This window comes from Ruegeria arenilitoris, from assembly GCF_013035425.1.
GTDB classification, from domain to species: Bacteria; Pseudomonadota; Alphaproteobacteria; order Rhodobacterales; family Rhodobacteraceae; genus Ruegeria; species Ruegeria arenilitoris_A.
Genome location: NZ_WQHX01000002.1, coordinates 139381 through 165771, shown reverse-complemented (window position 1 = coordinate 165771; position 26391 = coordinate 139381). Strand labels below are relative to the sequence as shown.

Annotated in this window: 23 protein-coding genes and 1 pseudogene; 8 read left to right on the top strand and 16 right to left on the bottom strand. The window is 49.9% G+C overall.

The window, feature by feature from the left end:
• Positions 1-113 precede the first annotated feature (113 nt).
• Both GOV45_RS06395 and GOV45_RS06390 read right to left on the bottom strand, forming a co-directional pair.
• The gene (locus tag GOV45_RS06395) at positions 114-455 is read right to left on the bottom strand and encodes a hypothetical protein (RefSeq protein ID WP_170475683.1); all 342 of its coding nucleotides are present in this window, start codon (positions 453-455) and stop codon (positions 114-116) included.
• A gap of 127 nt (positions 456-582) precedes the next feature.
• The gene (locus GOV45_RS06390) at positions 583-1026 is read right to left on the bottom strand and encodes a hypothetical protein (protein WP_170475681.1); all 444 of its coding nucleotides are present in this window, start codon (positions 1024-1026) and stop codon (positions 583-585) included.
• Between the two features lie 344 nt (positions 1027-1370).
• Here GOV45_RS06390 and GOV45_RS06385 point away from each other — a divergent pair.
• Both GOV45_RS06385 and GOV45_RS06380 read left to right on the top strand, forming a co-directional pair.
• Positions 1371-2057 (top strand): annotated as a pseudogene (locus tag GOV45_RS06385) (fumarylacetoacetate hydrolase family protein).
• A 258-nt stretch (positions 2058-2315) separates the two neighbouring features.
• Positions 2316-2732, top strand: coding sequence for a VOC family protein (locus tag GOV45_RS06380; RefSeq protein ID WP_170475679.1), 417 nt, complete (start codon positions 2316-2318; stop codon positions 2730-2732).
• A 15-nt stretch (positions 2733-2747) separates the two neighbouring features.
• On the opposite strand, the gene GOV45_RS06375 is transcribed toward GOV45_RS06380, so the two are convergent.
• Entirely contained in the window at positions 2748-3005 is a 258-nt protein-coding gene (locus tag GOV45_RS06375; protein ID WP_170475677.1) for a hypothetical protein, read from the bottom strand.
• A gap of 216 nt (positions 3006-3221) precedes the next feature.
• Here GOV45_RS06375 and GOV45_RS06370 point away from each other — a divergent pair, with 216 nt between their 5' ends.
• Positions 3222-4043, top strand: coding sequence for a carbohydrate ABC transporter permease (locus tag GOV45_RS06370; RefSeq protein ID WP_170475675.1), 822 nt, complete (start codon positions 3222-3224; stop codon positions 4041-4043).
• Here GOV45_RS06370 and GOV45_RS06365 read toward each other — a convergent pair.
• The 5 genes from GOV45_RS06365 to GOV45_RS06345 form a co-directional block, all read right to left on the bottom strand.
• On the bottom strand, positions 4040-4837 hold the full coding sequence (locus GOV45_RS06365; RefSeq protein ID WP_170475673.1) for a glycerophosphodiester phosphodiesterase family protein: 798 nt from the start codon (positions 4835-4837) through the stop codon (positions 4040-4042). The two genes, GOV45_RS06370 and GOV45_RS06365, sit on opposite strands and share 4 nt — an antisense overlap.
• Before the next feature lie 23 nt (positions 4838-4860).
• Complete coding sequence (gene ugpC / locus GOV45_RS06360) at positions 4861-5910, bottom strand: sn-glycerol-3-phosphate ABC transporter ATP-binding protein UgpC (RefSeq protein ID WP_170475671.1); 1050 nt, start codon at positions 5908-5910, stop codon at positions 4861-4863.
• Positions 5907-6818: an ABC transporter permease subunit gene (locus GOV45_RS06355; protein ID WP_170475670.1), complete on the bottom strand. Its 912-nt coding sequence runs from the start codon at positions 6816-6818 to the stop codon at positions 5907-5909. The genes ugpC and GOV45_RS06355 overlap by 4 nt, the downstream gene beginning before the upstream one ends.
• A gap of 8 nt (positions 6819-6826) precedes the next feature.
• Positions 6827-7708, bottom strand: coding sequence for a carbohydrate ABC transporter permease (locus GOV45_RS06350; RefSeq protein ID WP_170475668.1), 882 nt, complete (start codon positions 7706-7708; stop codon positions 6827-6829).
• Positions 7709-7771: 63 nt separating this feature from the next.
• Positions 7772-9067: an extracellular solute-binding protein gene (locus GOV45_RS06345; RefSeq protein WP_170475666.1), complete on the bottom strand. Its 1296-nt coding sequence runs from the start codon at positions 9065-9067 to the stop codon at positions 7772-7774.
• A gap of 133 nt (positions 9068-9200) precedes the next feature.
• Here GOV45_RS06345 and GOV45_RS06340 point away from each other — a divergent pair, with 133 nt between their 5' ends.
• A complete protein-coding gene (locus GOV45_RS06340; protein WP_170475664.1) occupies positions 9201-9908 on the top strand; it encodes a metallophosphoesterase in 708 nt (235 codons plus the stop codon).
• Between the two features lie 249 nt (positions 9909-10157).
• Here GOV45_RS06340 and GOV45_RS06335 read toward each other — a convergent pair whose 3' ends face one another.
• Positions 10158-12005, bottom strand: a complete 1848-nt coding sequence (locus GOV45_RS06335; RefSeq protein WP_170475662.1) for an adenylate/guanylate cyclase domain-containing protein — start codon at positions 12003-12005, stop codon at positions 10158-10160.
• Positions 12006-12265: 260 nt separating this feature from the next.
• Between GOV45_RS06335 and GOV45_RS06330 the strand changes: the two genes are divergently transcribed.
• Together GOV45_RS06330 and GOV45_RS06325 are read left to right on the top strand one after the other, a co-directional pair.
• The gene (locus tag GOV45_RS06330) at positions 12266-12769 is read left to right on the top strand and encodes an Hsp20/alpha crystallin family protein (RefSeq protein ID WP_170475660.1); all 504 of its coding nucleotides are present in this window, start codon (positions 12266-12268) and stop codon (positions 12767-12769) included.
• A 222-nt stretch (positions 12770-12991) separates the two neighbouring features.
• A complete protein-coding gene (locus tag GOV45_RS06325) occupies positions 12992-14584 on the top strand; it encodes a trypsin-like peptidase domain-containing protein (RefSeq protein ID WP_170475658.1) in 1593 nt (530 codons plus the stop codon).
• Here GOV45_RS06325 and GOV45_RS06320 read toward each other — a convergent pair whose 3' ends face one another.
• Entirely contained in the window at positions 14585-16201 is a 1617-nt protein-coding gene (locus tag GOV45_RS06320) for a hypothetical protein (RefSeq protein ID WP_170475656.1), read from the bottom strand.
• A gap of 44 nt (positions 16202-16245) precedes the next feature.
• A complete protein-coding gene (locus tag GOV45_RS06315; RefSeq protein ID WP_170475654.1) occupies positions 16246-17466 on the bottom strand; it encodes an APC family permease in 1221 nt (406 codons plus the stop codon).
• A gap of 468 nt (positions 17467-17934) precedes the next feature.
• Between GOV45_RS06315 and GOV45_RS06310 the strand changes: the two genes are divergently transcribed.
• Both GOV45_RS06310 and GOV45_RS06305 read left to right on the top strand, forming a co-directional pair.
• Positions 17935-19560, top strand: coding sequence for a Na/Pi cotransporter family protein (locus GOV45_RS06310; RefSeq protein WP_170475652.1), 1626 nt, complete (start codon positions 17935-17937; stop codon positions 19558-19560).
• Positions 19561-19695: 135 nt separating this feature from the next.
• Entirely contained in the window at positions 19696-20103 is a 408-nt protein-coding gene (locus GOV45_RS06305) for a c-type cytochrome (protein ID WP_170475650.1), read from the top strand.
• An 18-nt stretch (positions 20104-20121) separates the two neighbouring features.
• Here the strand turns inward: GOV45_RS06305 and GOV45_RS06300 are convergent, their stop codons facing one another.
• The 5 genes from GOV45_RS06300 to GOV45_RS06280 all read right to left on the bottom strand — a co-directional run bounded on the left by GOV45_RS06300 (position 20122) and on the right by GOV45_RS06280 (position 26325).
• On the bottom strand, positions 20122-21276 hold the full coding sequence (locus GOV45_RS06300) for a cation:proton antiporter (protein ID WP_170475648.1): 1155 nt from the start codon (positions 21274-21276) through the stop codon (positions 20122-20124).
• A 1263-nt stretch (positions 21277-22539) separates the two neighbouring features.
• Positions 22540-23535: an ABC transporter ATP-binding protein gene (locus GOV45_RS06295; RefSeq protein ID WP_170475646.1), complete on the bottom strand. Its 996-nt coding sequence runs from the start codon at positions 23533-23535 to the stop codon at positions 22540-22542.
• Positions 23532-24563, bottom strand: a complete 1032-nt coding sequence (locus tag GOV45_RS06290; RefSeq protein WP_170475644.1) for a Gfo/Idh/MocA family protein — start codon at positions 24561-24563, stop codon at positions 23532-23534. Before GOV45_RS06290 ends, GOV45_RS06295 begins: the two co-directional genes overlap by 4 nt.
• The gene (locus GOV45_RS06285) at positions 24560-25399 is read right to left on the bottom strand and encodes a carbohydrate ABC transporter permease (protein ID WP_170475642.1); all 840 of its coding nucleotides are present in this window, start codon (positions 25397-25399) and stop codon (positions 24560-24562) included. The genes GOV45_RS06290 and GOV45_RS06285 overlap by 4 nt, the downstream gene beginning before the upstream one ends.
• Before the next feature lie 11 nt (positions 25400-25410).
• Positions 25411-26325 (bottom strand): carbohydrate ABC transporter permease, encoded by a 915-nt coding sequence (locus tag GOV45_RS06280; protein ID WP_170475640.1) that lies wholly within the window; start codon positions 26323-26325, stop codon positions 25411-25413.
• Positions 26326-26391 lie beyond the last annotated feature (66 nt).

The following is a 26391-nucleotide window of genomic DNA, read 5'->3' as shown; positions in this document are numbered from 1 at the left end:
CACGAATGTGGAATCTGACATTTGCGTTTGGTAAATTCGGGTATGTGCGAAGAAGTAATCGATCTGTATCCTGACGGACTTAACTCAAGCAGCCTCGATCGACTGGTGCGTCATCAACCGGCAAAGCTCCATGTCTGCAAAACGTTTCGCGTTTTTGCCTGGTTCAAGGCGTTTGCGACGTCCTTTTGCATCCCCTCAAGTGTCTGATCGTCAAGAACAAGTTGTTCACCAAAGCCACACGCACAGCATGTGATCTCATCTTTCGTAAACGCGGTATCGGAAGAACCGCATCGGGGGCATTTTGCAAAAACATCGTCGTTGAACATATCGCAACCTCTGACCTGACACAGTGAAGTTAGGGCAGACGAATAAGGTTTCACGTTTTCTATGAATTGATTTACCACCAGCGGGATTGAGATATTTTGGATGGCTTTGTCGGCAATGCGATCGCTCACAGTGATTAGGTGAATGGCAATATCGGTGTCGCGGCGTTGGTTCGGACGATCGTCGCCTGAATGATAAAGGACAGAAATTACGCGTGAAATGCCGGAAACTGCAGTATTATTCTATAAAGAAACCTAGCTATATCGATCTCTGTGTGGCTGAGATAACAAGCCAAATCACAACTCCGACAACCAAAATAATAAAACCTTGTTCTATCACGTCACCAGATGTCAATTTTGCGATAAACTGTTGGGAGGCATAGTACACCCGATCAGCACCAGAAAAATACGTGACACGAAACATGCTCATACCAACGACGGCGCAACCAACAATCACGACGCCCCAAATAAGTATCGAAACAAACTTAGCCATTAAAATATCCCCCAAAGAAACACCGCTTAGAATAGCACAAAAACGAGATTTAACCTTGATTTTGGCGGCTAAGCTGCGTTGAGTTGTCGTTTGCTGATTAAACAAATGGCTGCGCCGAGCGAGCGACTTGTCAGGGGTTTTTCTATGTTTTGGTGCTATCAGAGTTCCTAAGTCATTTATTTGAAAGAAAGATTGCGCGAACTTGTTCATTGCTTAAAACTCATAGGCGAAATTTTTTTGGGCTTTTGAATTTCAGAAGCAGGAGATGTCCCGAACTAGTATTGTTTCCAGTTTTCAGCCAATGGCGGGAAATTTTATCTAACGTTCGGATCAGCGGGCGTTGGGCGTTCGGCGTGGCAATACGTTTTGTGCTTCCTGACTCTCGACGATGGCGCAAGTTATCCGCGTGGGAGTGACCGAAACTATGGTTGGGACACCGTTTTCAAAAAGCAAATCATCTGTACTAAATGGAGCACATCGGGATACTTTTCGGCTTAGCCAAACAGTCACTCGAATTAACAAAACGGTTTTCAATTGTTTGCTGGAAAGCATAGATGCCCGAATACTCTTTTCCACCTCACCCTCAAGTTTCCCTTCCTGTTTTGGGATCGACGGCTGTCTTTCCAGTGCGTCGCGTATAATGCGTCGGCAGAAATTACGCAGCCCACGCTGTCGAAATGGGTCACGACGCCGATCGTGAACCACCATTCTTTTTTCAAAAAAATCCGGACAATTTGGACCCTTCGGGTGAGTTTCCGTACCCGTCTATGTCAGACGACGTGCACTACGAAGTCGAACTTGCAGTCATGCTGAAGTCCGGCGGCGTCAACATCGCGGTCGAAGAGGCTGCACGCCATATTTTTGGGTATGCGCTGGCTGTTGATATGACTCGGCGGGACTTGCAAAGACGGCAAAAAGAGCTTGGTCGTCCATGGGAGGTCGGTAAGGCCTTTGAACGCTCTGCTCCGGTTGGGCCAATTCATCCGGTATCTAGCGTCGGATTGATCGCTGATGGTGCTATTACCCTGTCGCTGAACGGAAAGCTTCAACAAGTGGGGGATGTCAGTCAAATGATTTGGAAAGTTCCCGAGATTATCTCGTACCTAAGTGAATATTTCGAGTTGGCAGCGGGTGACGTTATCCTCACTGGAACGCCGTCTGGCGTTGGATCGGTTCGAAAGGGAGATGTGATCGAAGTCGCTGCCGCCAATTTGGGAACCTTTGATGTCAAGATTGTATGATCGTGGGTTGGTGACTAAAAGTAAGGCTGCAAGATTGGATTTTGCACAGTTTAGTCGTGAACGAGGCTCGCCAGCGTTACAGTCTCCGAAAGCGGTTGCGCGCGCAAATTGTTTCAATAAAGACAAAGTCCCCAAGGCAGGCAGTCGCCCAGCATTTGGGTTAGTGCGACACAATAACTAGCGTTTGCCCTATGGCAGTTGAGCAGTTTTCCCGTTACTTTTCTGGTTGGCATAAGACAAAGTGATCGGCGTCCTCCAATGAAGCTTGAATTTCATCATATCAACTTTGTCTCGAAAGATGTGGACCAAATGCATGACTTTTACACGAGGTTGCTGGGTCTCGAAGATATCCCTCAGGAGAATTTTCCGCGCACTCAAGCGACGGGTGAGACCGGGTATGATGGCAAGATCAAATTTGCCTCAGTTGGTGCAGTGCAAATGCACCTTGCAGAACGCCAGCTTGATGTCGCCTTCAAGAATGGGCAGGTGATCAATCCAGTAGACCGCGGACATATTGCGTTCCGTACCGATGATATTTCAGCGGTACTTGAAACCCTCGAACAAGAGGGGATTCCGTATTCTGACTACGGCACAACCTTTGCAAAAGAATGGCACCAAGTTTTCTTTCTAGATCCAGAAGGAAACGTCATCGAGGTTCATCAACAAGTCGGATGATTTTCTCTCTGATGATTACGTAACTTCGTCCCAAATAGTCTGCCATTCGTCGGCCACGGAACCCGGGTGTCTATACTTTCCGGCGCGTCGGTACCAATACTCTGCATTGCCATCGTCACCCTCGATCCGATGAACCAGTGCGTGAATCCAGTCAAATGTCGGCTCACCCTCGTAATCCTGGCAGATCTCATGCGCCTGCTCCATTTGGTAGCCCGCCTTGAAATGACCGTTCTTTAGTAGCTCTAGTGATTTTATCAGCAACTGTTGGTTCATTTGGTTATTCCGTTCAGACAGTTTGATTTATCCACAACATTGCACAACGGTTGCAGGATGCACTAGCCAAGTTCAAAGCGGAAAACATTTTGCACAAAGACATCTCTGACAAGAAAAGAAGAAAAATCACAAACCTGCACCTGTCTTGTGTAATCGGTCTCATGGTAGATTGTTGAGCGGCGCAAAGTAAGTGTTGGCACCAAAGTTATTATGAACATGCGCAGAAAGCACTTCGGAACTGTACTCGACCATATTTTACTGGTCTCATTTACAATTGTTATGTCTGCACCCTTGGGTTTGGTATTCTGGAACGCTGGCAAAACAGGGGGGTTGTCTGCTCGAGGTCAGGATGCTGTCACGTCAATGGATGGATACCTGGAGAACTTGGCATTCTTCCGCGATTTGGCGGCAAACACAAAGGCGGCCGATTTTTCGTGGATGCTTAGCTCAAGCATGTTTTTGGCCTTGGGAATTGCTACGGTAACAACGGTTGTGGCATTTCTTGCAGCCTACGCAATGACCCGTTTCCCTGGTCGTATACCCAAAATTTGCTTTGGGATAACGGTTGCGACCTTGTTGTTCCCGGTAGAGGCAAGAATTCTAAGCACCTTTGATGTCGCCGCTGACTTGGGTTTAATCGACACGTGGCCCGGTGCGATTTTACCAGTGTTGCCGTTGGCTCTTGCGACTCTGGTTTTTCGACAGCACTTAAAACTGATCCCAGAAGAAATTTTTGAAGCCGCTTTGATGGACGGCGCTGGTGCCATACGCATATTGCGGGATTTTCTGGTTCCATTGTCGAAAGCGCCAATCGGCGCGGTTTTTCTAATTTCATTTGTGTTCGGTTGGAATCAGTATCTGTGGCCACTTATCATTTCGGTGGACGATCATATCTATCCTTTGATGCGTGGATTAAACTTGGTTGTAACCGGATCCGGTCCCGGATTAGTTGTTGCATCGGTTTCGATGCTGCCTCCGTTGCTACTTGTTCTTGGGTTTCTTCGCCTGATGACCCAATTGACGGCCATACGAAGCTAAAGTGTATTGAGATAGTCAGAAAGTTGTCGAGCTTGGTCAGTCATTATAACGCCAACGCCCGCTTCAATTAATTTTCCCCAGACCTGATTCGGACTGGATTTTGCAAGCGTGTCACTTAATCCGCAGCAGTGAACAGGATCCAGAGTGTAGGTCGAAATCTTCATTTGATCACCGGCAACTCGGTAGGCCTCTGCAAGCTTATCAATGTCGTCGAACCACAACTCAGCGCAGGCTATGCCGGCGTTTCGTAAATCTGCAATATGACAGAGGTCTGCGGTCGATAGATTAACCTTGGCCATGCCCATGAGACCGCTTTTATCTTCGAGCGCGAGCAGGTTTGAAATTTCGTCTTTGGTCGACGTGTCTATTTTGATCGAGCCGCTAAGGGTGCTCGATTTTTGCTCCAGATACTGTGCGACTGCTGCAGTTTCACTGGGATTTTTTACGTCAACGTCAAAAAAGGCACCTTGGGGCAGATCAGAGAGCAGCTCCGAGAAAAGGGGCACAGTTTCGCTGGTGACCTGTTTCGAGCTTCCTCCGGAACCTTCGCGCAGTCTAATTCGCGAGATGTCTTTTGCAGTGAATTCGGAAACGCGGCCCGTATGATCGGTCATTCTATCAAGGGTATCGTCATGAAATACGACAGGCTCACCGTCAGATGAAAGCTGTATATCTATCTCGACGATTCCGTACGGTACTGCCTTTCGGATCGCCGCCAGCGAGTTTTCCGGCAAGGGACCCCACAGACCCCGATGGACCGAGATCAAAACACTGCTTTTGCTGTTCCGAAACATTTCTCGGAAACGTTTTTTTGCGTTCATGTCAGGATACGTTGACCAGTGGCCTCGTCGAATAGAAGCACGTCATCGGGTTGAAAACCGATTTTTATGTGGCCCGAAGGAGCAGGTAGGTCTGCGTCTTGGGCCAACGTGATTTCCTGACCGCCAATGTGACCGTGAACAAGCCGCGTCGCGCCTAAATCTTCTAAAACTGTGACATCAAAACCAAAGCCAGCCTCGCCATTCACGATCTTGATGCGCTCAGGCCGAAGACCCATCTGCACTCTGCCCGAGTGCTTGACTGAATAGGGTATCGACTGCCCGTCAATTTCCAGTGACTCTCCGGTTGTCGTTGCTTCGAGCATGTTCATTGGCGGAGCCCCGATGAAGCTGGCAACGAAAGTCGTGGCCGGGTTGCTGTATATTTCTGCAGGGGTGCCGATTTGTTCGATTTGCCCGGCATTTAGTACAACAATCCTATCCGCCAAAGTCATCGCTTCGACTTGATCGTGAGTGACATAGATTGCAGCAGTCTTGAGACGGCGTTGAAGCTTTTTTATCTCGAGTCGCATCTGATTTCTCAGCTTGGCATCCAGATTGGACAAAGGCTCGTCAAAAAGAAAGATGGCAGGGTGGCGAACGATTGCTCGCCCCATCGCAACGCGTTGTCGCTGTCCACCTGATAGCTGGCTTGGTTTACGATCTAGGAACTCCGCGATCTGCAGCAATTCGGCGGCCTCTGACACTCTGGTGTCAATTTCGGCCTGTGGTGTCTTTCGGTTTTTCAGACCGTAAGCAAGGTTCTTGCGCACCGACATGTGAGGGTAAAGAGCGTAGTTCTGGAAAACCATCGCGATATTTCGGTCTGCGGGTTCGAGTTCGTTGACAATTCGTCCGGCAAGTTCGATTTCACCTTCGGTTACGCTTTCCAATCCGGCAACCATTCGCAGCAGTGTCGACTTCCCACATCCGGACGGCCCGACAAAAACCACAAGTTCTCCGTCCTCAACATCAACAGATACGCCTTTGACCGCATCGGCGCCGTTGGGATAAACTTTTTTGACGTTTTTTATTTTGAGGGTCGTCATTTTTCCTGCTCCACCAGGCCCTTGATGAACATCCTTTGGAATATCAGGATGACCGCAACAGGTGGGATCATCGCTAACATCGCCATGGCAAGGGCTTCGTTATATTTTGGAATATCGGCGCCAATCATGTTTTGCATGACCTGTTTGATGCCTCGCACAAGCGTAAAATAAGTCTCATCCGTCGTCATGAGCGTCGGCCAAAGGTATTGGTTCCACCCAACCACGAACATGATGATGAAGATTGCCGCCATCATTGTCTTGGACAATGGTACGAGGATGTCGATCAGAAAACGCCAGGCGTTTGCGCCGTCGATCCGGGCCGCTTCCAGCAACTCATTGGGAACTGACTTGAAGAATTGACGGAAAAAGAACGTACCTGTCGCAGAGGCAATAAGTGGAAGAATCAGCCCCGTATAGGTGTTCAGAAGGCCAAGCTGCTGGACGACTTCGTAGGATGGCAGAATTCTGACTTCCAACGGCAGCAGAAGAGTCATGAAAATGATCCAAAATGCCAAAGTGGCAAACGGAAATCTAAAGTAGACGATCGCATATGCTGCAAGCATCGAGATAACAATCTTGCCGACCGCGAAGCCTATTCCCAGGATGAAGCTATTTTGGGTCATCAACCAGCCCGTAACTTCTCCGGTAAAGCCGCCTTGCTGGTTCAGCACGGTCGAGTAAGTCTGCGAAAACTGGTCTCCCCAACCGAATTGCATGCCTTGGCGGTGTATCAGCACGTGATCAAAACTGGACGTGGTGAAAGCGACAACCAAAGGTGCCATCATTAAGAAAACGCCGAACCACAAAACTACATGGTCGTAGATACGCACTCCACCGAAAGTTTTTCGCGATGGTGCCGGTTTTGCATGCGGAACAGAGGCTGACTGTTCAAGCTCGGTTGTTGTCATGTTTCACCTCAATTGTAATGCACGCGGCGTTCGATCAGTCGGAATTGGGCGATCGTCAACGCAAGCACAATGAGCATCAGAATTACGGATTGCGCGGAGGAACCCCCGAGATCATTGCCTCGAAACCCGTCACGATAGACCTTGTACACAAGCGTCACCGGAGAGTTGCCAGGCTGATCCTTTACGATCAAGTCGATGGTGCCGAAGGTCTCAAACATTGCGTAGGTAATATTCAAGATCAGTAAGAAGAAAGTGGTCGGCGCAAGAAGCGGAAAAGTGATGGTCCAGAAGCGACGCGTCTCGGACCTACAATCAACACGGGCGGCCTCTTTTACGGAAGTTGGGATAGACTGGAGCCCCGACAGAAAGAAAATGAAACAGTAAGGTACTTGCTTCCAGGTAGACACAATGATCATCGCGATTCCTGTGTCCCAGTAATTGACTCCTACGCGCATTTCCCAACCAAAGAGGGCTACGAACTCGACAAGCGGGCCAATGTGCTGGTCGAATAGCATGACGCCTATCAATCCAGCAACGGGAGGCGCAATTGCGTATACCCACATCAACAAGGTCTTGTATGTGGATTTTCCTCGCAAGACACGGTCGGCAGAGACGGCGAGCATTAGTCCAAGTGCAAGGGACATCAGCGATACGATGACTGTAAATACTGCCGTGAACCAGGCCGTGCGCTGGTAGTCAGAACCTGTCAAAGCAACCCGATAGTTGTCGAGACCGACGAATGTCGCGTTACCAAAAAACGGGTCTTCCAAAAAAAAGGATGATCTTATTGCTTCGGCAGCAGGCCAAAGAAAAAAGACCGCAATGATCCCCATTTGCGGCAAGAGCAAAAGATACGGAAACCAAGGGTTTCTAAACTGGGATTTTTCCACGGCGACCCTTCCCCTTGAGCGCGATACGGGGCAGGGGCGAGAACCGCCCCCACCGATGTTAAATCAGTTCGTCTTCGAGAAGCGTTCGAGCAGCTGGTTGCCTTCTTCTTCGATCACGGCAAATGCCGACTCGACGTCGGTTTCACCTGCAAAGATGCGACCATACTCGCGGTTCATGACGTCACGAATTTGAACGTAGAACCCCATTCGATAACCCTTTGAATTATCACCGCCGGGCAGTGAAAGTTGCAGGATGCCAACTTCAGCCTGTGGTTTCTCCTGGTAATAACCGGATGCCTTTGTCGCTTCGTACGCAGCGGTTGTTATCGGCACATAACCGGTTTCCGTGTGCCAGAACTGCTGAATGTCTGTCGAGGACAGGAACTTGAAGAACTCTGCAGAAGCTTTGTTTTCCTCATCCGAATGACCCGAGAGTGCGAAAAGTGCTGCGCCACCAATGAAGGTCTGTGTCGGATTGGCCGTAACCGACTCCCAATATGGAAGATAGGTTGCCGAGAATTCAAAATCAGCCGAGTTCAGAAGACCGCCAAACGAGCCGGACGAACCGAGCCACATGGCGACTTCCTGGTTCTCGAACGGAGTTTGGTTATCGCCCCAACCGGCGCCGTAATAACCATACCAACCGCCATCCAGCCACTCTTTAACTTTCGAGAAGTGCATTTTGATGGCGTCGTTGTTCACTAGAATCTTGGTGCCGTCAGATCCATCAAAACCATTGTTGTTTGTCGCAAATGGAATGTTGTGACGTGAATGGAAGTTTTCGGTGAAAATCCATGGGCTGTGCGACTGCGCAAGCGGGATGTAACCTGCCTCTACGATTTTTGGCGCGATAGCCTCGAATTCTTCCCAGGTTTTTGGTGGCTCAACACCAGCTTTCTCAAGAGCGGCAACATTATAATAAAGAATTGGCGTCGAAGAATTGAACGGCATGCCGACCATCTTACCATCCGAGTCAGCATAGAAATACCGGACGCCGGAAATGTAGTCGTTTGCATCAAAGTCGATACCCGCCTGTTGGATTAAGTCTTCGGCTGGTATTACCGCTCCTTCAGCACCGATGATCGTAGCAGCACCTGCGTCAAATACTTGGACGATGTTCGGCTGTTCACCAGCGCGGAATGCCGCAATTGTCGCTGTTAGTGTGTCTTCGTACCCGCCTTTGTACACCGGGGTCAAAACAATCTCGGACTGCGATTCGTTAAATTTGTTTGCGATCGCATTCACAGTTTCGCCCAACTGCCCGCCGTGGGCGTGCCACCATTCAATTTCAGTCTGCGCGAGGGCTGGCACAGTGAAAAAAAGGGCTGCCGCGGAAGCGGCAAAAGTAAGCTTCTTCATCATTGAACTCCCAAATGTGTATTCCTTCCGCGTTCTTAAGCGCGATATTTGCAGTTTTTGTGAAACATCGGGCGGAGTCCAGCATTATACCTGCTGCAGTGCAGCGGTTAGAGCTAGCGAGGTTAAGAAAATCATGCGGTTTCTGTTTGTAACGGACCTTCACCTACGGGAAACTGACGTTGATGATTTTTCAACTCATGTAAGGATTGTCGACGCCGGACTAAATTTCGCTGGCGAGAACTGGCCAGACGCCGAGTTTTGCGTGATCGGAGGCGACATAAGTGACGACGGCACCCGGTCGACCTATCGCTGGCTTAAAACCCGCCTGCAGTCATTGCCGTTTCCTACAATTCTTATCCCCGGTAACCACGACAACCGGTCGGTTATGCTGGAGGAGTTTGAAATCGAAAGCCCGTTTATTCATTCAGCCGTGGACTTCGGTCAATATCGATGTTTGTTCCTTGACACACTCGACCCAGGTAATGACAGCGGGTTTATGTGCCCCGAACGCCTGACCTGGCTTGAAGCTGAAGTCAGCAAGGCGGGCGAACGCCCAATAATAATAGTAATGCATCACCCACCATGTGACATCGGCGATCCGATCCTGGATCCGATTAAATTAAGAAATTATAGAGAGTTGGCAGGTGTCCTGGAACCTGCCGACATCGCTCAGATTTTCTTCGGGCACATTCACCGCAACCTTGCGACGACATGGAATGGAATTCCAGCGATGTCACTTGCGCAACCAAATAGAGACTTGCCGACATTGTCAGTTGAGCTTGTTGGCGATCGTATTGCGTCCACATACCGAGCATCGCGTTCCAATCTCTCTGGCAGGTGAATACAGTTTTTGACACATCGGTTTTGCATCGGGAAATTACGGAAAATAACTAGTTAAACGTCTGTATTATTCCGGATGCGCTCGCTCGCCCAGAGTTCTATTAATTGCGGCTAAGAATAGAAGAAGTTCGACACGTAACTACTTTCACTGATGAAGAAAATTATGTTTTCGGGGTAGGTAATTCTTGAAACTGGATATTCGGTGCCTGAAATCTCAGTTGATTACCTGGCACAAATCTTTGGGTTTTAACTAATTCACGTTAAGAGAATATATTTCAACTAGCTCTTCTCTCCCGCGAAGTTTGTGCGCGCCGATGCGCTCGAACTCAAGCGGTTTGACCAAAGCGCTTCGGACGGAACTGGAGGTGAGAACATTTACTTCGGATTCCGAGTTTCCCAAACTTCTACCAGCTTCTTCGAGCCTTTGCGCAACATTTACTGCATCTCCGACAACCGTGTAGCTGAGCCTGCCTTCGCTGCCTATATTCCCGACAACGACCCGACCAATGTGAATCCCAATTCGTAACCTGACGGGGTGCAACAACCCTGCCTCTGTTCGTTTGTTAATGTTGAAATCCTTGATCCACCGAGCAATCTCAATCGCCGCTTGGCATGCCAAATCCGCTGCGTCATCCTGATGTTCCAATGCGCCCCAGATTGCCATCACAGAATCTCCGATGAACTTGTCGATGGTACCGCCGTTTCTTTGAATACAATCGGCCAGCCCGGCAAAGTGTTCGTTCAAAAATAGCGCAACCTGAGGCGCCGTGAGATGCTCAGACAGAGTTGTAAATTCAACGATATCCGTGAACATTATTACGACATCGCGATGCGATGAATTTATTTGCTTACCGGTATGATGGCGCATCAATTGGCGCACCAGTCGTTTGGGTACATAAAGTTCAAACCAGCGCAACCCGTCGAGCATAAAGTTGTAGGAACGTGCTGCCTCGTCCAATTCTCGGAAGAATGACCCTTCGATTTCAGCGATGTTGGAAATATCCAGGTCATGAACTCGCTTGGCACTGTCAGACAACCGCCGGACGGGTTGCGCAATCTTTTGACCGATTAGGGCTGCCATTCCAGCCGAAAGCACTGCCATGACGAGGCAAAAGATAATGGCCCACTTCAATCTGGCTGCTTCTGCGATGATATCGTGGGCTTCAAAATATGTGGCTACGGTCAGCGGTTGTGCGCCATAGCTCGACAACTCATCAAAGAAAATGACGTATTCCCACTCTGCGTAGGCAACAAAGCGCGTGTTTGTGCCGGTCAGAAAGTACTTTGCGACGCTAAAGCGATCATTCGGCTGCCACATAGCCGAGACGATAGGATCTGAAAACCGGTCTTGCTGCGGAAGAGGCGCCGAGCGGTTCAAACCAGAATAACCAAACGCCATAAGTGGATGCGCCAGAACGGAATTTCTTCCATACAGCATAAAAACATTTGCGCCGAACTCCACTTCTTGGTCAGCCAAAAATTCGGAAAGCTTCACAATGGAAACCCAAGCTGAAAGGACGCCGACTATTTTTCCTTGCCGAACAACTGGTTTTTGATAATTCAAAACAGCCTGACCGTATTCTTCCCTCCAAAGTATGTCACCCCAGCGGGATTTTCCTGTCTCGATTGCACTATTTACTAAGTTCAGCAGGTCCACATCATCGCCGAGCTTCAAAAAGATCGGCACAGTCTCGTCCTGTACGCGTTCGACTCCGGTCAAGATTTGATCTCGGTCTATAAACTGAAGACGCAAAATCTGGGGAGTAGCCGAAACAGCACCTAGCAACAGGCTGACGAATTCCTCAGAACCATCAGGTTCGACTTCGTCGGAGGCAATCCGACTTGCAATAAAGTCAACTTGGTCGGAAGCCGCGGTCAGATATCGCTCAACCTGCTGACGTTGAGCACCAATAATCAGTTCCGCCTTTTGTGTTAACAGCTCTGAGGTGTTTCTATAGCCAACGATCAAGCCGACACCTAGAACTCCGGCAACAGAAGTAAGAACAAAGAAGCCCAACCCAAGCGCCAGCGCAACGGACATGGAGGCATGCCATTCGCCACCATTCGATGCATCAGATTTTGTTTTCAAGCCCCCCATGACACGTCCTGTGAACGAGCCTGCATTAAAGCTTTCTTCAATAAACTATATACAATTTGTTGAATTAGTTAAAGTTTCGCATGTCTGCTTGGGTGCCTATCGGAAACCCCGGCACATGCCGTGTACCGATGAACGAAAACACCCGAAAACAATGTAGCCACTCAAGTTCCAGATAGTTTGAGCAAGATCAAAGCCTGCCAGTGCATTTTTAGGCACACTTAGCTGGCAAGCTGATCTCGCAATATTAGGAGGTTTTTGGAATGCTCGAAGAAAAGAAGACCCCGCAACTTACCACTGGAATGCACCCCTTCACTGATCATTTCCGCCGCGAAATGGAGACCATGATGTCACGGTTTTTTGGCGGACCTACTACGTTCCAGCCAATGGATACGGCGGCGCAGCGGACGGGCTTCCCGTCACTCGATATGACTGGCGCTATTTCTCCAGCGGTCGACATAAACGAGACGGATGCGGAAATTGTTTTGACGGCCGAACTGCCCGGATTAGGCGAAGACGATGTCGACATAGAAATCAAGGATCGCCGACTTACGCTGCGCGGTCAAAAAAAGATCGAATATGACGACAATAGCAATCTGTATGTAAGCGAACGAAGCTATGGCAGCTTTGTTCGGGCGATGACGTTGCCGGAAACGGTCGATATCGAAAAGATCACCGCAGAATTCGACAAGGGAGTTTTACATATCAAAATGCCAAAGACCGAACCACGGGATCCAAGCCGAAAGATCACGGTTTCCTCTAAGTGATCCGCGTTGTTCCACAAAATTCTCAGTTTTTCTTTCATCACCCTTCGGTCTATCGGGCCGAAGAGGGTAATGCGGGCAGCGCTGTGTAAACTGTTTCAGGTGATGGTTTGGCGGCGTCACGGAAAATCTTGCGGCATTCAAAAATCGCTGTTTTTTGGCAGCGATAGGTTTTTAGATTTCGCGTGCTAAAGTGTTCAGGTCACCTTTGAACGGGGGTCGATAATGCTGGAACCGGGCGCGAGTGATACGACATCACCGTCGGATGCCTTTGAAGGTGACGTACGTGCATTTCTTGAGAGCTTGACTGGTCCTTCGCGCGGCAATGTAATCTGGCTGGTTGATAACGCTCTGACAGTGTCTGTCGATGAGAGCCGTGCCTTGGGTCTTAGGCAGAAGAGTGACGTGCCGCCCCATGATGAGGATTTTGCGACACTTCAATGGTCAAACGGCGTGTATACGCTGACTGCGCTGTCCGGACGCAATTTATGGGTCAATGGGCAAAAAGTCTCGTCGACTGCCCTTGGACATGGCGACATGATCGAGTTTGGCGAACATGGGCCGATTTCCCGGTACAGGGTGTGCAATCATAAGTTTCCCGCGCGCCATACAGTGGAAGACATTCTAAGTGACGCTTATGCCTACGCTCGAACGAGCCGCCGACCTTTCGCAAAAAGGGTGTCTGGCGCATTGCGAGAAAGTGGTCGTCGGCTTGCGTCACAGACTACTGTTTTGTTCCGGATTACTGTCCTCGCCTCACTGCTTCTTATCGCAGGTTTGGTATTTCTGCTCTATCAAAACGACAGAAAACTTGCGGAAAGTATTCAACAGGAATCCCGCAAAATCGAAGCGGTTGCTGTTATGCTTGCGCAAACGCGGGAGGACGCGATAACCCCTGAAGATTTGAGCGCTTTGAGGAGTGCGTTTGAAAACCAAGCTATCGCAACCGAGCAACGTCTTGGAACACTTGAACAGAGGGCAGGGGCGCCGACACGGATTATTGACGCCTCGACGCAATCTGTCGCCTTTATTCAGGGTGCATATGGCCTGCGTCATTTAGAAAGCGGTAAACTTTTGCGGCATGTATTGGGCCCAAACGGAGAAAAGCTGCAAACCCCGTTTGGACAGCCTTGGATAGAACCGGATGCAACTGGTGAGCCTGCGGAATTTCAATTCACAGGTACAGGGTTTTTGATTGAGGGTGTTCCATTACTGGCGACCAACCGCCATGTCGCGTTGCCGTGGACTTCTGGCGATAGGGCGAAGGCTCTCAAAGGCGCTGGTCTGGAAGCAGAAATGTTGAGGCTGGTGGCCTATCTGCCCGGTCAGGCTGAGTCAATCGAGGCTAAATTAAACCAGTTCAGCGAAACGGCCGATCTGGCGCTTTTGTCAGTCGACCCGGACCGGGTTGAAGGGCTAGGTCTGCCACTTGCAAATGACCAGCCCCGAGCTGGCGAAGAAGTTTTCCTGTTGGGATATCCGACCGGCCTCAGGGCGTTGATCGCGCAGGCCGGTCCGGATTTTCTAGAAACGCTTGAGAAGGATGGTTCTGTTGACTTCTGGACGATAGCGTCCCGGCTTTCCGTTCAAAGCCAGATTCAACCTCTCGCCAGTCGGGGAATCGTTGCTCAAACTAACCCGGGCTCTGTCGTATACGATGCGGAAACCACAACTGGAGGAAGTGGTGGGCCCGCGCTAAACAGAAGAGGAGAGGTGGTCGCGGTAAACGCCGCGATTTTGCCAGAGTTTGGCGGGTCAAATATTGGTGTTCCAGTTTCACACCTAAAAACATTACTGGGGGATTCTTTAAACCAGTAATTATTCACTGGTTTGAAAGCGTGACTTCTGCACGAGGAAAATTACGGTAAGCGGAACCACAACAGAGATTATTGCCACCGCGATCAGCAAGTGCCCCAGTTGGCTGTAGTCAGCAGTCGACGTCACGACGCCAGTATCAGGGTTGGTAACCGCGCGTGTGACAATGAAATTTTGATTCAGGTACTTGGTACTGAGGCTGCTCGCAGACAGGGCCATGTTGGTGAAAGATGCCATCACCGCGAAAAAGGTTGCTTTGAGTTGTGGAGGAGCGTTTCGCGCAATCCAAGCCAACATTGGAACCATCGCTATTTGTCCTAACGGTGACTCTACTGCGGTGTCTAGAATGGCGATAAATCTTGCATCGACTATTCCTCCGGTGCGCGCGGCAGTCCATTCGTGCGCCCCGTAGTACAAAGCAAGATTTGGCAGAGCGAGGACGCCTGCGGCGATCGTCAACATAAACACAACCTGTGCGATTGAGCGGTTGGCCATATAGGGTCGAAGAATTATCAGTCCGAGTAATGCGAGCAGAGACGTCAACAAAGCGAGTACAGCCAGGAATTGCTCGTCAAAACCAAGCTCATCGATTTCGAACCAGGTCAGACCAGGACCCGGCAAAGGAACCGCCCGGAAAACAAAAATGATAATTGCGGTTCCGATCAAGGCTTGTGCTTGTTTTGGATCCAGCTCCTTAAGTAGGCGAGACATAAGGTAAAGGATAACCGTTAGCGACACTGCAAAAATGGTCTCTTGCGCAAACTCGAAATTCGCGGTTCCCAGCACGATGCTGAGCACAACAAACGCAAGGCCGCCCAGCAAAATCGGCCACTTGACCTCGGTTGCTTCTTCCGGGGCATGCGGCGGTTGCCCCTGACGAACGCGCTTACGCTGGATAAAAGTGTGAAACACTACTCCGCTAACGGACAGCATTGGTATGACCAGCGCAATCAGATAGACTTGACCGTATAAAGCGAGACGTTCGGTCTGTTGCAGATCTTCGGTTCCGGAAAAGATCCATATGTTGACCGCCGCAACTGCTGCAAACCCGGAAATGATTGAAACTCGGCCCAAGGTTTGCATCGTAGTATGCTGCGCGCGTGTTTCTTCAGGCGTAAAGGGGTGGCCGTTGTTGTCCACTTTAGGCACTGCCTCGACCGTCATTGCATCGGCGACGACATCCTGAATGGCATAGCCCGATGGGGCCAAGAGAAGCGCAATCACGTACCAGTCTTCCAGCGGCATAACGTCGGCCATTCGACCGGGTGCCGAAACTAGCCCGTACATTGTAAGCAAGGATAGCGTAATCAGAGATGCACCAAACAGGATCAGAAGGGACTTCCAACGCCAAAACAGGTCAACGATGTGCCCCAACGGCATTTTTAGTATCCACGGGAGCCCAGCCCAAAACGCTAAGCCTGCCACAAAAGCTGCTGATAAATCGAGGTAATCTTTTAAAAAAAAGGCCCCGACCACCGATGTCAAACCGGAAACTCCGGCTGCAAAATACACCATTAGCGGCGGCAGATACGACCATTGCAGTTGTTGTGCCAGATCAACAAAAGTTCTGTGCCACCAAGCCGACAACTGTGCGCCTATGGAAGTCTGTTCCCTATTCATATGTCAGCGGCGCACGTCAATTATGGCCCTTTACCTTTTGATATTTATAGAAAACCTGCCGCGAACAGCAGTGCGCTGGTTACTACGCCAAGAATGGGTACGAACAAAGGAACTCGGAAGTGTAACCCAGCGGCATCGGGCCTCGTCTTCAGAAGGATCAGTGAAAGATTTACCAATACGAAGACACCCAGCACGATCTGAGAGGTACGTTCTGCCAGCGTACCAATTGGAAGAGTTTGAGTCAGAAACAAGATCGTTCCGACTACTAACACTGTTGCAACAACTGGTGTCTGAGTGATTTGAGGCACCATAGCCAGAATTTTCGGCAGATGACCCCGGTCGGCAAGGCCATATATTACTCTCGAAGCCATGATCATTTGGATCAAGACACCGTTGACAGTAGCCACGATTGCAACTGCTGCGAAGCCCTGCCTGATGGCCTCTGGCGCATTCGCAAATACCAGTGCAAGAGGGGCGGAAGACGTCGACAGGACTTCTATCGGAACCACAAGCAGGACAGTCATCGATGTTCCCAAATACAGTGCAGTCGCAAGAACGAGCGTCAATAAGATGGCTTTTGGGATCGTACGCGTCGGTTCTTTCACCTCTTCTGCGACGTTGGCAATATCTTCAAACCCGACGAATGCGAAAAACGCCAAAAGCGAAGCCGCAAAGATCCCACGCCAGGTGTCTAGTCCAAGCCCAGGTATCATTTCGGAGATTGCATATCCTTGCGGTTCCTGAATGGACATGCCCCAGCCAATTACAAAAAGGAGGCCTGTAATTTCTACAATCGTTATTACTGCAGCGACGAAAACCGATTCAGTAATGCCCCAAAGAGCTATAAGCCCCATTACCAATACAACCGAAATAGTAAGAAAAGCGGTCCCAAGACCTGTTAATGCGTGAAGGTATGAAGCAGCGCCAATCGCTACGGCAGATGCAGATATGACACCGGATGCAGCGACTGAAAGACCAACGAGTACGGCCATCCAATTTCGTTGGAACCCAGCCTCGACATAGGCCGCTTCACCCGCACTCACGGGATATCGCGTTGCAAGTTCGGCGTAGGATAATGCGGTCAACGAAACAACAAGTGCTGCGATAAGAAAAGAGAAGGCGGCAAATGGGCCGGCGACATCTGCCGTCGCACCCACAAGCACATAAATGCCCGCCCCGACAGTGACACCAAGACCATATAGGGTCAGCAATGGAGTCGTCAGAGACCTTCTTAGCTTCGGCGACGATGAATCAACTGTGCCCATGGAACTTGCTCATAGCGCATTCTTTTTTGTTCATGCAGCCAAAGCATTGCCGATGAGACTGCACAAACGACGCTGATTCAATTGTACCCTGCGTTGACTTTTGCATCGGTTATTCTCCGACCAGATTTATGTCGAGTGATACCTGTCCTACACGCTACGTCAGATTAGATCTTTTGCCAGCCAAAAAGGGGTTCGCTACCCTTTCGGTCGAACCCCCTATGTGGAACTTCCACGTTTTCAAATTTCCGTTCACCGTTTATTTTGCTTGGGGACAGGGTGGTAAACGAAGATCATTTGAAACACACGCATCTCACAATACGAATGTGAAATGCGCTTTGATCTATGTCAACCAAAGCACCCCGCCAGTTTTGCGAGGTTTAATCCAAGGCGTCGCAAGCTCTCGTTATCGGACAACAACGAAAGCGAAGTATTTGGCGGCGCCAATCTGATTGTGGTTATTTGTTCGTTATGCTTTTGGACATTTTACCAGCATTAGGCGGCATCGGCCTCTTCCTTGTTGGAATGCTGCTAATGACAGACGGGCTTAAGGCTTTGGCCGGAGCCCGTCTGCGGGACATATTAGGCAGATTTACATCGACGCCGTTTACTGGCGCAGTCACCGGTGCGGTCACTACGGCTGCGATTCAATCGTCCAGCGCAACGACGGTTGCAGCAGTCGGATTTGTTGCCTCTGGTCTGCTTACTTTTCCGCAAGCGCTAGGGATCATATTTGGGGCAAATATCGGAACGACCATGACTGGCTGGTTGGTCGCCCTGTTAGGGTTCAAAATGGACCTTGGGCAAGTCATGTTGCCCGTTGTCTTTGTCGGGGCACTGCTTGCACTTTCCTCGAAAAAGTCGATCTCCAGCTTTGGGCTGGTATTGGCTGGTTTCAGTCTGATTTTCATTGGGATCGAGCAATTAAAGTCCGGCTTAGATGCATTTCGTGGCGTGGTGACTCCTGCCGACTTTCCCTCAGATAGCCTGCTTGGGCGACTGAAACTTGTTCTGATAGGAATCCTGATCACAGTTGTTACCCAGTCTTCCAGCGCAGGCGTGGCAACGGCCTTGGCTGCGCTTAGCGCCGGTGCAGTGAATTTTCCCCAAGCCGCGGCTCTGGTCATCGGAATGGATGTTGGAACCACATTCACCGCAGTTCTGGCCACGCTAGGCGGTGGAACGATGGCGCGACGAACTGGGTTTGCCCATGTGATTTACAACTTGATGACAGGTATAATGGCGTTTTGTCTGTTGGGACCGTTTGCTGCGGTCGTTTCAAATTGGTCAAACCCCGAGAGTTCTTTGACGGCACTCGTCGCGTTTCACACCTTTTTTAATTCTCTTGGTGTTTTGCTGATCCTGCCTTTTGCCCGACCATTCGCCAGGTTAATAGAGGCTTTGATACCTTGCCGAGGTTCAGTTCTCACGAATTCTCTGGATCCTCTAATTTTGGATATGCCCGAGGCAGCAGCGGACGCGGCAAAGGTCGCTGTGGATCGTATTGTGACGGCCGCCACTGCGCATCTTCGATCGGTTATGGGCGTCATGCGATCAACCGATATCGATTATGGGCGGTCCGACATCGAGTCAGCTTTGTTGGAAACGCGTGCGTATTTGGACAAAATAGAATTATCCAGCAAGTCCCAGGAGCAGATATCCAGTATCAAGGGTATGTATCATATTCTCGATCACCTTGACCGGTTGCTGTATCGATGCGGCCAAGAAGAGAGGATTCACGAGTTGCCCCGGGATCCGCGGCTGAAGCGTCTCGCATTGGTAGTTGTTGCAGCGACAGATAGATACTTGGAGATTGACGATCCTGAAAAATGCGAAAACACACTGAACCGGGTGCGGCGCTTCTTGCGGCAACAACGAAAACTGCGTCGAGACTTGCTAATATCCGATGCGGCGACAAACAGTTTGCCTGACGAAGTGGTCTGGTCGCGGCTTGATGCCCTTAGGTGGCTACATCGAGTTTCGTATCACCTTTGGCGTATCCGAAAGCATTTGAATTTGCTCGAGGGCAAGTCGAAAAGCGACAGCCCAGCATCGGAAAGCTCAGACGAGGCGCAATTTGATGTCGATATGGACTGATTGCATAGATGATTTACCAACCTCATCGCGTTGATTTCCTTATTTTTGGGCAGACAATATGAGCGAAGTCAAAGAACTGTCCCGGTTTTGCTGCGTAATGTAATATTGAGCAAAGTTGGGGCGGAGGAGGAAGAGATGCCAGTTTTTCGCGGGATATTGATAACACTTTTGGCTGCTGGAAGTGCCTTGGCTCAGGACGTGAGCGTTCAGGAAGGAAATGATCTGTATCGAACTTATTGCTGGCAATGTCATGGACTTGAAGCAACTGGGGACGGGCCGATGGCGGAAATGCTGGCTATTCGCACACCCGATCTGACAAAGCTGGCGGCTCAGAACGATGGTGTTTTCCCAACAGAACTTATAGCTCGCCAAGTAGATGGAAGATCGATGGTACTTGCTCATGGCGGTGAAATGCCGATCTTTGGGGCCGTTTTCGAAACTGATCAACAAACAGCGATAACTTTGCCGAGTGGTCAGAAAATGATGGCGGGACTGCCGCTCGCAAGTTTGCTTATGTACTTGGAAACAATACAGGCTGATTAGAAGTTGACGGGCGTTCTATTATCTTTCAGCGGCACGTCTGATTGACATCAAAGTCAGCGGAGGACCCAAAACTTCAAATACGACCGTACTTGCCAGAGTAAAGGCCATGATGGACGCGGCCCAATTTGGAAATTGTTCCCCGGCAACCAAGGCCATTCCAACAGCCACACCAGCTTGTGGCAACAGGGCAGGGCCATACCAAAAGGCTTCTCTATGTGGCAAACCGCCCAAGCGCGCTCCACAATAGCCCCCGACAAGGCGCGCAATTGTTCTTGAGGCCAGGAACATGGCGCCGGCCCAGCCCATTAGGCCGAGGGCTTCAATGTCCAACGTCGCGCCAGCCAAAAGAAAGAACAGAATCATAAACGGCCACTGAATATGTTCAATCTCATGAAAAGGGCGGTCATGGTGACGCGCCAGATTACTGACAACTGACCCCGCAACCATTCCGGTTATCAGAAACGAAACCTCCAGCCAAAGCGCGAGGCCAGCAGAAAGAAAAACGATTCCCACAGCCTCGGCCTGCATCGGCTCACCGGGCTTTAGTCGACCAGTAAGATAGGCCGATGGCACGCCCAATGCGATTCCCAGAATAAATGCGCCTCCTAGATCCCACAGTGCATCAAGTGTTACCTCGGTCCAGCCATTAGCGTGACCAGCCAGAACCAGAACAACGCTGAAAACGATCAGTCCCCAAGCATCGTCAATTGCAACTATACCCTTGAGTGTTTCAGTGAAACCATTCGAAATTCCGGACTGTTTGATCACGTCCGTCATAGCAGCGGGCGCGGTAGCGGTTGCTATCGCGGCCAAAACCAATGCCAGCCCCGGCGCCAACCCAATTGCTGTCAAACCGATCGTTACGACTAAGAGGGTCGCTACCACGATAGAAATCGAAATCGCCAGAATAGCTCGCCCGTGCTGAATCAGGTTCTTCTTTGTCAGCGATCCGCCAAGAAGAAACGCCACCATCGTTAGCGCTACAATGGATACTTCATCAAACCACATTGCAACGTCGGTCGGGATCAATCCCAAGCCTGCATTCCCCGCGATCAAGCCAATAAACAGCAAGGTTGTAACCCGAGGAAGATGCGTGACCCTGCCGATCTGATCCGCCGCCAATCCGGCAAGAAAAAGAACACCTAGTGTTATCAGAAAACCGGAAATATTCATCCAGGACCAAGTGCGACAAGCGATATACAAAGTGCTAGTGAGAATTATTCTACATGCAACGGTGCTTGGTAGGAACCGGTGAAATATCCAGGGTCCTGTTCAAGACTGAAGGGCACAAAAAGGGTGTAGAGGTAATACCTCGGAAGATTTCAGTAAGACCTAGTAGGCAACAGTTTTTCAGGGTGCAGAGGTGAAAGTTCGCCCTTTGATAAAGTCCAATACACGCCTCTTCAGACTTTTGTTGACGCCTTCAACAAATATGACGCTCTGAGACTCCCGCCTTAAGTATGCTGACAGGACATTCCTGGTTTGTTCAAAAATTCTGAAAGAAGTTTTGTGATCTGTTTTATAGCACTGATCGCGAACGGTGCAGTATCATCAACAAAATGGTCAGATTACGCAATAACCCAGCCAAGTTCAGTGCGATACCCATTCCGAAATAATTTCCCACGATACCTCACATCCTGAGGCCGTCATTCCCAAGTCTTCGCCGCGTGAGCCCGTTGCAGTAACAACCATCTGCGCATGTTCTGTTATTTTCTTTTACGAATCGACGTGTAGGTGCACCTGCGTTTCCATTCGGGCTTCCCCTTTGTGATTTGGCTCAGCCCGATCTCGGGACGCTGTCCAAGTATTTTTTTCAGTACGTTCAAAATCGAATGCAACCCCTTCGCGATCACTGGAGTCAAAGGGCTTGGTGTGTGTTATGCGGATCAAAACTCCTTTTGCATGTGCAATCTACAGTAACGAATCTGAACATCCGGTCTGAGAGAGCAGATTACTTTCTATGGACCGCTGACCATCATGTGGCTGGATGTCTTCTGCCTCAACTGGAAACGCCCAAAATGTAAGGCCGATAAGCAAGCTGAAAGTACGTTTTAACATTCCTTTTTTTCATTGTTGATTGATTGTTTTGACTTGCAACGGTTTTCGCAAAAGCCGATTTCCCAGTCGGAAACAAATGGAGTTTTGCGGGTGCTATCGGCATCGTCTTGCGTCGACCTCGACGGCAATTTTACACCGGAAGTTTCGCGATTTGTCCTGATCAAATATTCATCTCTTTGTCAGTATTAGTATAGAATTTACGTTTAATTTTTGTTAGTTTATGATTAAGGAAAGACCAACTAAAATATTGAAAAAAATAATAAAAAACAAAAATGGGTTTTTTTTAGTTGAAGAAATTTATGCGAAAGAAGGGCATTCAGAATGCCTCGTTTGTATCCCAAATCTCAAAGTCCGATCATATCGCCCGCAAAGTTGGCCTCAAGCGACACGCGCACCTTTTTGGTCAAAGCTATATGTTCGGTCTGGATTATATCCGAACCGGACTGGTTGCCCCGCAGCTACTTCATGCTGACCGAATAACCGCGCGGTGATCTGGTGATCCTGCATCATAGCAACCACGTTTGTGTCGCCTCCCAAATGTTCGACATGTGTGACGCGCGCGGAAATTGGACCTTCGTCAGCCAAATACAAATCCTCAGGTCTTATTCCCGTAGTAAGTTCCGCGTTGTCGCCGATAAGGTCGGCGGGGAAGAAATTCATGGACGGAGAACCTAGAAAACCAGCGACAAACTGGTTGGCGGGGTTGTTGTAAAGCTCCATCGGGTTACCGACTTGTTCGACGCGCCCGTCTCGCAACACGACGATTTTGTCAGCCAAGGTCATGGCCTCGGTCTGATCATGAGTCACATAGATCATCGAAGCATCAAGTTGTTGATGAAGGTTTGCGATTTCCAACCGGGTATTCATTCGCAACGCAGCGTCCAGATTGGACAACGGCTCATCAAAAAGAAACAGCTTAGGCTCGCGGACGATGGCGCGTCCGATGGCAACGCGCTGACGTTGTCCACCCGACAGCTCGGATGGATAACGGTCCAAATAGGGCTCAAGATTCAACATCTTGCTGGCTTTTGCTACACGTTCTTCGATGACCTTTTTGCTTTGACCCTCCTGTTTCAGCGCCAGTGACATATTCTTGCGCACATTCAGATGGGGGTAGAGTGCATAGCTTTGAAAAACCATTGCTATGCCACGCTTTGATGGTGGCGTAAGGTTCATAATTTCGCCGTCGATGCGAACTTCACCCGAGGTTACATCCTCAAGCCCCGCAATCACGCGCAGCAAGGTGGACTTGCCGCAACCTGAAGGTCCGACAAATACCACGAATTCTCCTTCGTCCACTTCGATATTGATGTCCTTAAGAACTTCAACGGTGCCAAAGGATTTGTTCACATTCTTCAGCGTCAGGGCGGTCATTGGTCTATCTCTTTCAGCGAAATGGGTCGGCCAGTGCGGATGCTTTCATCGGCGGCCAGACAAATGGCCAGCGATTGAACCGCGTCGTTCATGTGGCGGGTTAGGTCGATGTCTTGGGCAATAGCGTGAAGCATATAGGCCTGTTCAGCGTCGCAAAGCTCTTGGTGACCAGGTTCGTCGGGCATATCGATCTGCCGATCACCGTCTGGACGATGAATCAAGATCCCACCGACTTTTGTGTGCCTATCGATATCTGATGACGCCCCTTTGTTGCCATCGGAGATCGAAACGGAACCATTTGGTGAAACGATATCCTTAACGAAAAATGCCGTCTCAGACATCATCGGCCCCCATCCGGCCTCGTACCAGCCGACGGAACCATCCTCAAAGACGACTTGAAACTGGCCGTAGTTGTACATTTCCGGACCGATTTCATCGCTTAGACGTAATCCCATGCCATGTACGCGCACCGGATCGGAGTCGGTAATCTGGCACATCACGTCGACGTAGTGCACACCGCAATCAACGATGGGAGAGGTGGTCCGCATCAATGCTTTGTGGGTTTCCCACTCGTCGCCACTACTTTGTTGATTCAGGTTCAGGCGGAATACGTAAGGTCCGCCAAGATTTCGGGCTTCGGCGATCAATCGCATCCATGACGGGTGATGGCGCAAGATATAGCCAACGACAAGTTTGCGCTCCGTTTCGACGGCCTTGTCGACTACTCGCCGAGCATCGGCAACAGTGGTGGCCAGAGGTTTTTCTACGAAAACGTGCGCCCCGGCTTCCATTGCGGCACAAGCATACTCAGCATGACTATCAGAATAGGTGGCCACAACGACTAAATCCGGTTTTGTATCAAGCCCTTCTTCGAAAGATTTAAACCGTGGATATTTGAGTAGATCTGTCGGCAATTCAATGTCGGACCGATTGACCAGCCCTACAATTTCGGCGTCAGGGTGTTTGTGCAGGGCCAGAGCATGACTGCGTCCCATGTTGCCGAGACCTGCGATTAAGGCTCGGGTCATTTGACTGCTCCTGATGTTATTCCGCGGATCAGTTGGCGTGAGAAGATAACGTAAAGGACTAAAACAGGTAGGATCGCCATGCTAAGCGCCGAGAGAACCGCGTTCCAATCAGTAACGAACTGGCCGATAAAGACTTGGCTGCCGAGGGTGAGGGTCTTGGTCTCTTCCGCCGGCGCAAGGATCAGCGGGAACCAAAGGTCATTCCAAATTGGGATCATGTTGAACACGGCAACGGTGGCCATTGCAGGACGAACCAACGGCAGAACAAGGCGGAAAAAGATCGTGTATTCCGACAGGCCATCTACGCGGCCTGCATTCTTCAGATCGTCCGAGACTTGCCGCATGAATTCCGAAAGGATGAATACAGCCAGAGGCAGGCCTTGTGCGGTATACACAAGGATCAACGCCCACAGAGTGTTAACCAGGCCTGTTGCCACCATTAGTTCAAGAATTGCGACCGTGCCGATACGGATCGGAATCATGATACCAAGGGCCAGATAAAGACCCATAAGCGTGTTGCCTTTGAACCGATATTCACTGAGCGCGAATGCGGCCATAGCACCGAATAGCAGGATGAACGCAAGCGATACCACTGTTACAATCAGCGAGTTTTGAAAGTAGAGGAAAAAGTCACCCTGCTTCATCACAGTTTGATAACCAATCATCGAAAAGCTTTCGGCGTCCGGCAGGGCCAACGGTTCGCGAAAGATAGCGCGGCGTGACTTAAAGCTGTTGATAATGATCACAAAAACAGGGAACAGCGCGATTAGAGTATACAGAATTAAGACGCAGTGCATGGCAACGGTGTTCAGCGGGTTTGAGCGTGCTTTATTCATTTTTCAGACCCTTACAACTGATACCGGCGCATCCGGGTCTGTATGCCGAACAGGTAGATGCAGACACCAACAAGGATGATCGCGAACATAGCCCCGGCAATGGCCGATCCCATGTGAGGATCCCCTAGCTGGAGTTGAAAGCCGAAAAATGTCCGATACATGAAAGTTCCCAGAATATCGGTCGAGAAATCCGGACCCGCAAGCGCGCCTTGTGAGACATAAATCAAGTCGAACGCATTGAAGTTACCCACAAATGTTAGGATCGAGATTATGCCTATCGACGGCAGAATAAGCGGTAACTTTATTTTCCAGAATGCTGATGCTCCGGTAATACCGTCGATCTCGCCGGCCTCTAAGATTTCTTCAGGGATCGAAAGCAATGCGGCGTATATCAGCATCATCGGAATGCCGACGAATTGCCATACCGATACCAGTGCAAGCGTTGTCAGGGCATATTCTTCTTTGCCAAGCCATGGGGCGAAAAGTGATTTCAGCCCGATTGCATCCAGCATCGATGGAGCGATGCCCCAAAGGGGCGACAAGATAAGTTTCCAAGCGAAACCGACAATCACAAAACTTAGAATGGTCGGGATGAAAATTGCCGATCTGTATAACGCAGCAAAGCGCAATCTGGGGTGAGACAACAGCGCTGCAAGTGCGACCCCAATTGGGTTCTGAACGAGCATATGGATCAAGAAGAACCAGAAATTGTTGCCTAGTGCGTTCCAGAATTGTTCGGACCAGAGCGGATCGAAAAACAGAGTTCGGAAGTTCTGAAAGCCGACGTAAACACGGCTTTGATCAACCTCTGTAAACAGCGCAAGGCGTAACGTATTGAACAAAGGAAAGATCATCACCGCAGTGTAAACCAGCACGGCAGGTGCAAGGAAAACGGCGATGTGCCATCTAGTGCGGCGCGTCTGCATGGGGAACTCCGGGAGAGGGGTCCGGACGCGAAACCAAATGCCGCGTCCGGTAGGTTCAGTTGTCAG

Coding starts and splice junctions, on each gene's coding strand:
- GOV45_RS06390 (WP_170475681.1), bottom strand. CDS start 1,026: ATGAACAAGTTCGCGCAATCTTTCTTTCAAATAAATGACTTAGGAACT.
- GOV45_RS06380 (WP_170475679.1), top strand. CDS start 2,316: ATGAAGCTTGAATTTCATCATATCAACTTTGTCTCGAAAGATGTGGAC.
- GOV45_RS06375 (WP_170475677.1), bottom strand. CDS start 3,005: ATGAACCAACAGTTGCTGATAAAATCACTAGAGCTACTAAAGAACGGT.
- GOV45_RS06370 (WP_170475675.1), top strand. CDS start 3,222: ATGCGCAGAAAGCACTTCGGAACTGTACTCGACCATATTTTACTGGTC.
- GOV45_RS06365 (WP_170475673.1), bottom strand. CDS start 4,837: ATGTTTCGGAACAGCAAAAGCAGTGTTTTGATCTCGGTCCATCGGGGT.
- ugpC (WP_170475671.1), bottom strand. CDS start 5,910: ATGACGACCCTCAAAATAAAAAACGTCAAAAAAGTTTATCCCAACGGC.
- GOV45_RS06355 (WP_170475670.1), bottom strand. CDS start 6,818: ATGACAACAACCGAGCTTGAACAGTCAGCCTCTGTTCCGCATGCAAAA.
- GOV45_RS06345 (WP_170475666.1), bottom strand. CDS start 9,067: ATGAAGAAGCTTACTTTTGCCGCTTCCGCGGCAGCCCTTTTTTTCACT.
- GOV45_RS06340 (WP_170475664.1), top strand. CDS start 9,201: ATGCGGTTTCTGTTTGTAACGGACCTTCACCTACGGGAAACTGACGTT.
- GOV45_RS06335 (WP_170475662.1), bottom strand. CDS start 12,005: ATGGGGGGCTTGAAAACAAAATCTGATGCATCGAATGGTGGCGAATGG.
- GOV45_RS06330 (WP_170475660.1), top strand. CDS start 12,266: ATGCTCGAAGAAAAGAAGACCCCGCAACTTACCACTGGAATGCACCCC.
- GOV45_RS06325 (WP_170475658.1), top strand. CDS start 12,992: ATGCTGGAACCGGGCGCGAGTGATACGACATCACCGTCGGATGCCTTT.
- GOV45_RS06320 (WP_170475656.1), bottom strand. CDS start 16,201: ATGAATAGGGAACAGACTTCCATAGGCGCACAGTTGTCGGCTTGGTGG.
- GOV45_RS06315 (WP_170475654.1), bottom strand. CDS start 17,466: ATGGGCACAGTTGATTCATCGTCGCCGAAGCTAAGAAGGTCTCTGACG.
- GOV45_RS06310 (WP_170475652.1), top strand. CDS start 17,935: ATGCTTTTGGACATTTTACCAGCATTAGGCGGCATCGGCCTCTTCCTT.
- GOV45_RS06305 (WP_170475650.1), top strand. CDS start 19,696: ATGCCAGTTTTTCGCGGGATATTGATAACACTTTTGGCTGCTGGAAGT.
- GOV45_RS06300 (WP_170475648.1), bottom strand. CDS start 21,276: ATGAATATTTCCGGTTTTCTGATAACACTAGGTGTTCTTTTTCTTGCC.
- GOV45_RS06295 (WP_170475646.1), bottom strand. CDS start 23,535: ATGACCGCCCTGACGCTGAAGAATGTGAACAAATCCTTTGGCACCGTT.
- GOV45_RS06290 (WP_170475644.1), bottom strand. CDS start 24,563: ATGACCCGAGCCTTAATCGCAGGTCTCGGCAACATGGGACGCAGTCAT.
- GOV45_RS06285 (WP_170475642.1), bottom strand. CDS start 25,399: ATGAATAAAGCACGCTCAAACCCGCTGAACACCGTTGCCATGCACTGC.
- GOV45_RS06280 (WP_170475640.1), bottom strand. CDS start 26,325: ATGCAGACGCGCCGCACTAGATGGCACATCGCCGTTTTCCTTGCACCT.